We start from the raw sequence: 9,084 nt of genomic DNA on the forward strand, positions 1-9,084 counted from the left end.
CGTTCAAGCAATCGCATCAAAACGAAACCATATTCCCAGAAAATCATTGAACTATCGTACCCCTCTGGAAAGCTTTTTGAGTTACATGGATGTCGAGATTGTGTCTAGGTTAATTTGACAAATGAAAATACGAATTGTAATCAAAAATACATTTTTGGGAGTTGACAGAAAGTTTTCCTAATTTTATGGCAGAAAACCATTTATTAAATGCTGTATTTGTTTTATACTTATCCATGTATGAGTCCTTTTTATTGGTCTTGGATAAGTCATCCAAGTGCTAGTATAAAGGATTTTTTGTTCTATGGAATAGGTTAAAATTTTAATGCAACACTAGTGAAAATTTTTATATCTTTAGACTCAATGATAAATTCTTTCGTATCCAAGTTAGCCGTTAATGTTGCACTATCACTACCGTTTTTATTTTTACGTGTAATCACTATTTCTGATTCTGATGGCGTTGCTACTTCAATCGTTCCATCCAAATCAAACGCCGCAGATTCATTTCTAAATTTTAAAAGTGCAAATAATTGTTGAATCACTGGCCGTTGCACTTCTTCTTCAATTTCGGCTAAATCATAGTAATGACGATTAATATTACGCCCTTCTTTCGTTGCTTCCAACAGTTCAATATCATTTTTTCCTGCTAATAACCCAACGTAATAAATTTGTGGAATCCCTGGCGCAAATACTTGAATCGCACGTGCTAACAGATAGCTACGGTCATTATCGCCTAATGCACTATAATAGGTGCTGTTAATTTGATAAATATCTAAATTATTGTAATTGGCACTTGAATAGACCTTCTTCACATTCGCCCCGACTTTATACAATTCCTCAGAGGTGTAATCCAATTCTTCATCTGTTAATAAATCACGAGCGTCCACAACACCAATTCCATCATGCGTATCCAATGTTGTAAACTGCTTCATCGGACTCATTTTCAACCAATTGGCTAAACGTTCTGATTTTCCACTATAAAGTGAATACAGAGTGACCATTGGCAAGGCGAAGTCATAGATATAATAATCATGATTGGCAATTTTCATTTGAATGGAATAATGCTCATGGATTTCTGGTAATAATTCGACGTCATATTTCGCTGCTTCTTGACGCACTTCGTCTAAAAGTTCCCAAATATCTGGTTCCACGAAGAAATCATTGGTATCTAATTTTTTAATCGCATAAGCAAACGCATCTAATCGAATTAAAGAACAGCCATGGTTCGCCATATCTTTGATGGTTTCTCGAATAAATTCTTTCACAACTTCTTTGGTCACATCTAAATCAATTTGTTCTTCCCCAAAGGTATTCCAAACCTCTTCTGTCGTACCATCCGCAAATTCTACCGTTTGAAACGGCGCTTTGTCTTTACGCTTGTAGATTAAATCAATATCTTCTTGTGTTGGTCGATTTTCTGGGAAAAATTCATGAATACGGATAAACATTTCTTTGTATGGTGACTGCTCATGGTTTTTTTTGAAATCTTGGAAAAATTTTGATTCACGAGAAATGTGATTAATCATAAAATCAAACATCAAATAATAATCTTCACCTAATGCTTCCACATCTTCCCATGTTCCAAGAGCTGGATCAACTGTCGTATAATCACTCGGCGCAAAGCCTCGATCACCTGTCGATGGAAAAAAAGGCAACAGATGTACACCACCAATAACACCTTGTAAATGTTTGTCTAAGACTTGTTTTAATTCGCCCATGTTTTTTCCTAAACTATCTGCATAGGTGATGAGCATTGCTTCGTTTTTAATTTTCATAATTGTCCTCCATAATTAGCTAATACAATACTTTCAAACGGTCGTAAACGCAATTTTCGACTTTGATCTAATAAAACATCTTCATAATTATTGATTAATACTTGTTGGTACTGTTCATCTACATAATATTCTGTGCACTAGTTGCTTGGTAACGAAGCCTAGCAGTGCTATTACGGCCCCGCTGTTCACTACCTCTTTTGATCTCCCTTGAGATAGTTGAACGGTGTCTGTCTAATCTTCTTGCTATCTCAGATTGTGACAACCCTTCATCAAGGTATGCTTCAATTTTGCCACGTTCCTCTGCTGTTAGGTGAGCGTATGCCATAATCATTCAGTCCCCCTGCCCTAGTTAAAGCCAACGACCTCAGATGATTTGACAATGAACCTTCACAGATATGAATGTGACCTCCCACACAGACTCACTTGAAATCAAGTCAGTCTACCCGAATAAGGGTATCATATCTGTGTTCATTATCAAATCGCTACATCCACTATAAACCCCTTACATATAGCCATAGAATAACATAACTATCCATTGTATAACAGGTGTTTGTTGCACTTTATTTTGGTAACCAGGGCCTGGCTTGGTTTTTCAGCTAAAATAACCGTACTCATTAACTATCCCTCTTTTCATTGTTTTTTCTTTGATCTACGGTCACGTTATATCTTGCTCGATACCTTCTAAACGTTCGGCGATTGATTCCAGTTTGTTCTTCAACTTCTTTATCGGATAAACCATTCAAAAACAAATCGAAAGCGTGTTGTAAACGTGGATCATTTTCTTTGAATTTAGGTTGTCGCCCTTTGAATTTTCCTTTTTTCTTAGCAATTTCAATTCCTTGGGCTTGGCGTTCTTTAATTCGTTTGCGTTCAGATTCCGCTTGGTACTTATACAATTCAATCACTAAATTATTAATCAGCCGTCTTAAATTTTCATCTTCAATACCATTCATTGAGGGTAAATTTAAGACTTCCAGGGTTGCCCCCTTAATTTGAATTTGATTCATCAATTCTGTTAATTCTTTATTATTTCGTCCTAATCGATCTAATTCAGTAACAACAACTATATCCCCTTCACGAATATAGTTAAGCATAGCTTGTAATTGTGGACGTTCGACCGATTGACCGCTTAATTTGTCTGAAAAGACCTTAGAAACGCCCTGTAACGCTTGTAATTGCCGATCTAAGTTCTGTTCTTTGCTACTGACACGTGCATAACCAATTTTAGCCATTTTCAACCAACCTCTAAAATTCTCTCGGTTGCAATAACCAATCAGCTATATCTACTTTTTCAATTTCAAATTGCTTATCAGAAATTGTCTTTTCGTAAGCGATAAAATCTTGCGCATATTGTTGCTCATTAAAAATAGCCACCACTTCGTCATTTTCTAAAACTCGATAAATAAATTTTTTCATTTTACTCCTCCTATTATGCTCAACTTAAATGACCTATTCATAAAGTCAATTATACTGCTAAAATCATATTAGGACAAATAAGTATACTCTATTGACCTAACAAAGATAGAAATTCAAAAAACAAGTGTTCGCTACGCTCTCACTGCCCCTCGACGTTTTAGTAGCCTTTCCCTCACTTCGTTCAGTCCAAGCCAACTAAAAATTTTCGGGCTACTCTCTCCTTTACCCTAAAAAAATAAATCAAAATGCAGTCTTTTAATCCCTTCTAGTTAATCAAACAAAAAACGAGAACGAAAAACAAAGACCTCAACGTCGCAAAGAGGGTAAAAATCTCTTAAAGGGATTTTTGCCCTCTTTGCGACGATGAGGTCTACTTGGAATTTCTTCTATCAAATTAAGCTTAAGTAAATTTTCAATCGCTCCATACATAGTTCCTGCTGCTACCTTAACTGATCCATCACTTAACTTATCAATTTCTTGAATAATAGCATATCCATGAACGGGTGTAGTTAAAACTAAAATAATCTTAATTGTCAAATTAAGATATAAAAAAAGAAATACAACTAGTTTCTAAAAAACAACTAAAGATAGTTGCTTATTAATATAAATGTAAATACGTATCAGAGATATAAATGTAATGGCATGGCTTTGCTCCTGGAGACAAGATTAATTTGTCATACCCCAACGTGTATGTTTCTTGATCGGTTTGCACGACCACTTCTTTGTTGTTGGAGTCGATGGAAATAGCTTCACTATTTGGTCGTACGTCTAAATTGAACCTTGCTTGCAAAGATTCTGGAGTTTGAACTAACAAATCCGTCCGTTCATCAATTTCTCCAGCGACATAATAAGGCAAACCACAATTAGCAAATGACACATATGCCCTTTTTCTAACACGATAACTTCTGCTCTTTCATCCAAACGTCTTAACCGTGTAGCAGCAGACATACCACCTGCTACACCACCAATAATGACAATTCTCATTAATTCTTGCCTCCTTTTTTTGCTCCTGCCCATGCCATCATGCCGCCACGGACGTTGATAACATCATGTCCTTGTTTCAGCAATATTTTCGTCGCTCGTTTACTGCGCATCCCAGATTGGCACACTACGTAGACTTGACCCTTCGGGGTATAGGTAGAAACTTTAGCCAATGGAATATTTTTTGCACCTGGAATATGACCAATTTTGAATTCATGCGGTTCTCTCACATCAATAATTTGCGGCTTTTCGGATAATTTATTCTCCAGTTCAGTAGTCGAAATCGTAGGTGTTTTTTTGAAAAACATATTTTTACTCCTCATAATAGTAATTATTCTGCTGTTACTTTTTCCATTAAATACTCTTTTAGTACTTCTTTTGGTTGGTAGCCAACTATTTTTTCAATAGGCTGACCATCTTTATATAAAACCATGGTAGGAATGCTCATAATGCCCAGTTGACTAGCTATTACATTGTTTTCGTCAATGTTCAACTTTGCAATTTTAATTTCAGGTGCAAATTCTGCTTCTAATTCTTCTAATACTGGTCCTAACATCTTACATGGCCCGCACCAAGGAGCCCAAAAATCGACTAATGTAATACCCTCTTTTACTTCTGATGCTAATGTTATATCAGTTACTTTTACTGTCATTTGATTGTTCCTCTCCTTTTATCTTATGTCTGTTATTTCTTTTCAATGAAAATGTACTTGGCACTGGATCATATCCGCCTTTAACAAATGGATGACACCGCATAATACGTGCTGCTCCCATTAGAGACCCTTTTGCTGCTCCGTGTTTTTCAATCGCATCAACAGCATAGTGCGAGCAGGTGGGATAATAACGACAACTCGGTGGAAACAACGGCGAAATTCCTTTTTGATAACCTTTTATACTTAATAAAATGATATTTTTCATTTATATACCCCCATGCATATTTTTTGTAAAGCATTTTTCAAAAAGAATAAAAACGACCATAATATGTCGGTATTTCCGAATCTTGTATTAAGAGCTAGTGGATAAAGTTACATGACCTTCCTCCCTATGGGCAAAAAAAACTATAGAGGACACTTTTTTTAGTGTCCTCTATAGGGGTCCATTTTAGTTCACGAGAAAGTCTTTTTTATATTTATTTAGCAGCGTCCACTACTTCTTTTAATGTTGATTCAACTTCTCTAGCAATCATTGTCAAATTATCATCTTTGATAATAGTGTCCATGATTTGGAATTCTTATTGGATAGAAATTTCTTTCTAGAACATGATTTCGTCGAAAGTTCTCATTGGTTGAGGATAGGCATGTTCAAAACAATCAGTCCGATATCCTTTTAATCCAGTTGCTGCACTATATAAAAAATTTCATCATAGTTTCGCCCTAGTCGTTCCAAAGATTCGATGACAAAAATATCCTTCTTCCTTAAAAAATGAAGTTCTTTTTGTAATTATTCTCGTGAGGTCTTCTTTTAACTACATAAAATTGTAACCACTGGTTTTAAGAGTAGTGTATCATCCCAAATCATATAATTAATTGACTGCGATTGTTATAAAACTCACGGTAAGCCATATAACTAGCAATAAACGAAGAAATCGCAGTAACTGAAATCAACATAAACATCACAACAATTTGGTAACGAATCGCTTGAACAGGATCAATTCCCGCAAAAATCAACCCTGACATCATACCTGGTAGGCTGACAAGTCCAACCGTTTTTGTTCGGTCAATAGAAGGAGCCATGCCCGTTTTGACGCTTTCTCTTACAATACTCATGGACGCTTGTTTTTTATTGGCTCCCAATGCCAATTTTTCCAATACCTGTTGGCGTTGGTCCGTAAATTTTGAATTCAAAGACCGATAGGTCACTCCAATCGCAGTCATGGCGTTGCTGGCAATCATGCCTGTAATTGGAACGATTTGGGAAGGGGTCCAGTCAATGACTCCTGAAAAAACAAGAATGAGTAAGGACAAGGCTGTTCCTACTCCAATAGCCGTCGTTGAAATTTTAAAAGAGCGGTTGATCCCCTCACTGCGTGTATGGGCGTTATAAGAAGCGTTGAACACAATGAACAAAACCATCGCTAAAGTGAGAAAGTTGTTATCCACTCGTAATACGTAGCTCAATACATATCCAATAAGGAATAATTGAACGACAGCGCGAATTCCCGCAATAAAAATGTCGTTTCCTAATCCCAATTTCTCTTTGTAATCAATCAACAAGGCAACTATCAAGAGGACAGAGGATAAAAGCAAAGAAAGATTACTGATTTCCAAATTGTTTGTCATTTCGATTCCTCCATTTTTCCACCTTTGATAGTAATCAGACGAGAAGCTTGGTCGATTTCTTCCTGGTTGTGAGTGACGGCCAACACCGTAGTTTGTTGGTCTTTCATCATGTCTCGGACTAAATCAAGGACAATCGCTCTGTTTTCTTGGTCCAATGAACTGGTAACTTCATCCAGGAGCAACACTTTCGGTTGATACATCAAATTTCGGACCAATGCAACCCGTTGTTTTTCCCCTCCTGATAGTTCCTTGACCTCTTTCGATAAGTAAGTTTCAGGTATTTGAACTCGTTCTAACAATTTTTTTGCACGTTCCCGATCAAATCCTTCTTCTCTTATGCGGGCAGGAAAAGACAAGTTCTCTTGAACTGTCTCATCGAATAGAGAAGCGTTTTGAAAGAAATAAGAGACTTCTTTTCTATACTCCACAGGATCGATTTTTTGCAGATCCGTACCTCGATAATAAATTTTTCCGGAAGTTGGGGAAAGCAGCGTACCAATTAATTTCAAAAGGGTACTTTTTCCACTTCCAGAAGGACCAGAAAAAACAATCACTTCCCCTTTGTTTACTGTAAAAGAGATATCTTGAAGGATTTGGTTTCCGTTTGCCTGAAAACCAACCTTCTCTAATTGAAACAATGAATCACTCATACCACTTCTCTCCTTTATAAAAAAGCCCTGCACCAGTGGACCATCCATACGGGTGCAGGGCTTTTGTTTCATCCTAGTGTACCTCAGTGTTCGTTTGGATCGTTTTTGGCGTCTTCATGAGTAGGGTGAACCGTTCCTTCAAGGTGATCTGGACCAGCATAAATGGTATACAGTCTGAGCGGCTTATCACCGGTGTTTTCGATGTTGTGCCACATGTCCGCCGGAACAAATACGGCGTCATCATCCATCACTTTTTGTTGAACATGTAAGTTATCTTTAGAAGGCCCCATTTTACACACGCCTTCTCCTTCTTCAATACGGATAAATTGGTCAATGCCTTCGTGCACTTCCAAACCGATGTCATCGCCCGGTTGAATGGACATTACGGTGACTTGCAGTTTACTGCCTGTCCAAATGGTCGTCCGGTAATTATCATTTCCTGTGGTGGCGTCTTCAATATTAATGATATACGGCTTCTTCCCATGATCCTTGTAGTCTATTTCCATCTTCCATTCCTCCTAGTCTTTATACTGAAACAATGATACCTACTTCTTATTTATAATAATTCTAATTAATGATACCACATCTAAAATTCTATGCAAAAAAATTGGCTTTTTGGAGAGCGATTCTAAACAAAGACCATATAACGCGCAATTACAATTGGTACCCCTTAATCCTCAGCACATAAAGGAAAAAATATGGAATCAAAAAATAACCGATATGTACTCTGGTTATGACTTGAATCAGGGAGAATTTCAGAGACGACACATCATACTTTTTTAGTTTGCACTTGTAAACTAACTAGCGTACATTAAGTTTATGCTCACTATCAAGCGTTGTCAATCCTTTAGACTCTTATCAATTTCGAAAGAAAGTAGCAAGGTTATTGATTGTGACTGTAAAAGTGGGGTGTTCCTATAAGCACATTAAACTATCTTCTCTAATTTATCATGCTATTTAAATTCTGTTTTTTCATGAGAATTTTTGTCCAAAACTTGTTAAAATGATTTTAAAAAATACTTACATACACAATCCCCAAAAGACACTAATGTCATTTCAGTCAAAAAAGATACCGCAGAAAATTTCCACCTGAGATTCAATACGATATTACTCTCTTGACAGCCAGCTTAATTCCTTAGTTGAATAGATTATTAAAGTGCACAAAAAAACAATGCGGCGTTTGTTATATTTTCTGGTATAAGCGACGGTGCTATAAACTTTTTTGCAGATTAAAAATCATATGAATTTAACTCCAGTAATAAGAGTTTAAGTGCCAATGCATGCATGATTCTTTCAATTTCCGTTTTATGAGTAGACAGAGCGATTCCTTCATTGCATTGGAAAACGAGTTTGTTTCTCGTAATATGTATGCTCTCAATTTTGGTTGCATAGTAGGTTCTGTTGCAAAGTTTTCCAAAAAATCTATTTTAGTGTAAAATTGAGAAAAAAGACAGAGAGGACAGAGTAATGAATCATTTTAAAGGCAAACAATTCAAAAAAGACGTCATTATTGTCGCTGTTGGTTACTACCTGCGTTACAATCTAAGCTATCGTGAAGTTCAGGAATTGTTATATGATCGTGGAATAAATGTTTGTCATACTACGATTTATCGTTGGGTGCAAGAGTACAGCAAAGTCCTCTATTATCTTTGGAAGAAGAAAAATAGACAATCCTTCTATTCATGGAAAATGGACGAAACCTATATCAAAATTAAGGGACGTTGGCATTATCTTTATCGTGCAATTGATGCGGACGGCTTAACCTTAGATATCTGGTTACGAAAGAAACGGGATACGCAAGCAGCCTATGCTTTCTTAAAACGACTCCATAAACAGTTTGGTGAGCCGAAAGCAATTGTTACCGATAAAGCACCTTCTCTTGGCTCCGCCTTTAGAAAGTTACAGAGTGTGGGTTTATATACTAAGACAGAGCACCGAACTGTGAAGTATCTTAACAATTTAATAGAACAAGACCATCGACCTATTA

Annotated in this window: 10 protein-coding genes and 4 pseudogenes; 1 reads left to right on the forward strand and 13 read right to left on the reverse strand. The window is 36.6% G+C overall.

Annotation, left to right across the window (positions count from 1 at the left end; genetic code table 11):
• Nucleotides 1-311: 311 nt before the first annotated feature.
• From gtfA to ACKTSC_RS12875, 13 genes and pseudogenes are all read right to left on the reverse strand, one after another.
• Nucleotides 312-1,772: a sucrose phosphorylase gene (gtfA, locus tag ACKTSC_RS12815; protein WP_002335326.1), complete on the reverse strand. Its 1,461-nt coding sequence runs from the start codon at nt 1,770-1,772 to the stop codon at nt 312-314.
• Nucleotides 1,769-1,903 (reverse strand): annotated as a pseudogene (locus tag ACKTSC_RS12820) (alpha-amylase family glycosyl hydrolase); the annotation flags it as partial. The gene gtfA and the pseudogene ACKTSC_RS12820, both read right to left, overlap by 4 nt.
• A pseudogene (locus ACKTSC_RS12825) lies at nt 1,897-2,097 on the reverse strand (helix-turn-helix domain-containing protein); the annotation flags it as partial. The pseudogenes ACKTSC_RS12825 and ACKTSC_RS12820, both read right to left, overlap by 7 nt.
• A 289-nt stretch (nt 2,098-2,386) precedes the next feature.
• Complete coding sequence (locus ACKTSC_RS12830; protein WP_002295591.1) at nt 2,387-3,004, reverse strand: recombinase family protein; 618 nt, start codon at nt 3,002-3,004, stop codon at nt 2,387-2,389.
• A 13-nt stretch (nt 3,005-3,017) separates the two neighbouring features.
• Nucleotides 3,018-3,188 carry a hypothetical protein gene (locus ACKTSC_RS12835; RefSeq protein ID WP_000713595.1) on the reverse strand — a complete coding sequence of 57 codons (171 nt, stop codon included), beginning with the start codon at nt 3,186-3,188 and terminating at the stop codon, nt 3,018-3,020.
• A gap of 354 nt (nt 3,189-3,542) precedes the next feature.
• Nucleotides 3,543-3,725: pseudogene (locus tag ACKTSC_RS12840) on the reverse strand (PadR family transcriptional regulator); the annotation flags it as partial.
• A gap of 106 nt (nt 3,726-3,831) precedes the next feature.
• Nucleotides 3,832-4,172: pseudogene (locus tag ACKTSC_RS12845) on the reverse strand (FAD-dependent oxidoreductase); the annotation flags it as partial.
• Nucleotides 4,172-4,477, reverse strand: coding sequence for a rhodanese-like domain-containing protein (locus ACKTSC_RS12850; RefSeq protein ID WP_002318458.1), 306 nt, complete (start codon nt 4,475-4,477; stop codon nt 4,172-4,174). The gene ACKTSC_RS12850 and the pseudogene ACKTSC_RS12845, both read right to left, overlap by 1 nt.
• A 23-nt stretch (nt 4,478-4,500) precedes the next feature.
• Nucleotides 4,501-4,821 (reverse strand): thioredoxin, encoded by a 321-nt coding sequence (trxA, locus tag ACKTSC_RS12855; RefSeq protein ID WP_002318457.1) that lies wholly within the window; start codon nt 4,819-4,821, stop codon nt 4,501-4,503.
• Complete coding sequence (gene yidD, locus ACKTSC_RS12860; RefSeq protein WP_002318456.1) at nt 4,802-5,086, reverse strand: membrane protein insertion efficiency factor YidD; 285 nt, start codon at nt 5,084-5,086, stop codon at nt 4,802-4,804. The genes trxA and yidD overlap by 20 nt, the downstream gene beginning before the upstream one ends.
• Before the next feature lie 596 nt (nt 5,087-5,682).
• On the reverse strand, nt 5,683-6,447 hold the full coding sequence (locus ACKTSC_RS12865) for an ABC transporter permease (protein WP_002311027.1): 765 nt from the start codon (nt 6,445-6,447) through the stop codon (nt 5,683-5,685).
• Nucleotides 6,444-7,097, reverse strand: a complete 654-nt coding sequence (locus ACKTSC_RS12870) for an ABC transporter ATP-binding protein (protein ID WP_002307505.1) — start codon at nt 7,095-7,097, stop codon at nt 6,444-6,446. The genes ACKTSC_RS12865 and ACKTSC_RS12870 overlap by 4 nt, the downstream gene beginning before the upstream one ends.
• An 83-nt stretch (nt 7,098-7,180) precedes the next feature.
• Complete coding sequence (locus tag ACKTSC_RS12875; protein ID WP_002307506.1) at nt 7,181-7,603, reverse strand: cupin domain-containing protein; 423 nt, start codon at nt 7,601-7,603, stop codon at nt 7,181-7,183.
• A 961-nt stretch (nt 7,604-8,564) separates the two neighbouring features.
• Here ACKTSC_RS12875 and ACKTSC_RS12880 point away from each other — a divergent pair.
• Nucleotides 8,565-9,084, forward strand: a 520-nt coding sequence (locus ACKTSC_RS12880) for an IS6-like element ISS1N family transposase (RefSeq protein ID WP_224997754.1), incomplete at its 3' end; no start/stop codon positions are given.

The sequence above is a fragment of the Enterococcus hailinensis genome (genome assembly GCF_045862035.1).
In the GTDB taxonomy this organism is placed as follows: domain Bacteria; phylum Bacillota; class Bacilli; order Lactobacillales; family Enterococcaceae; genus Enterococcus_A; species Enterococcus_A hailinensis.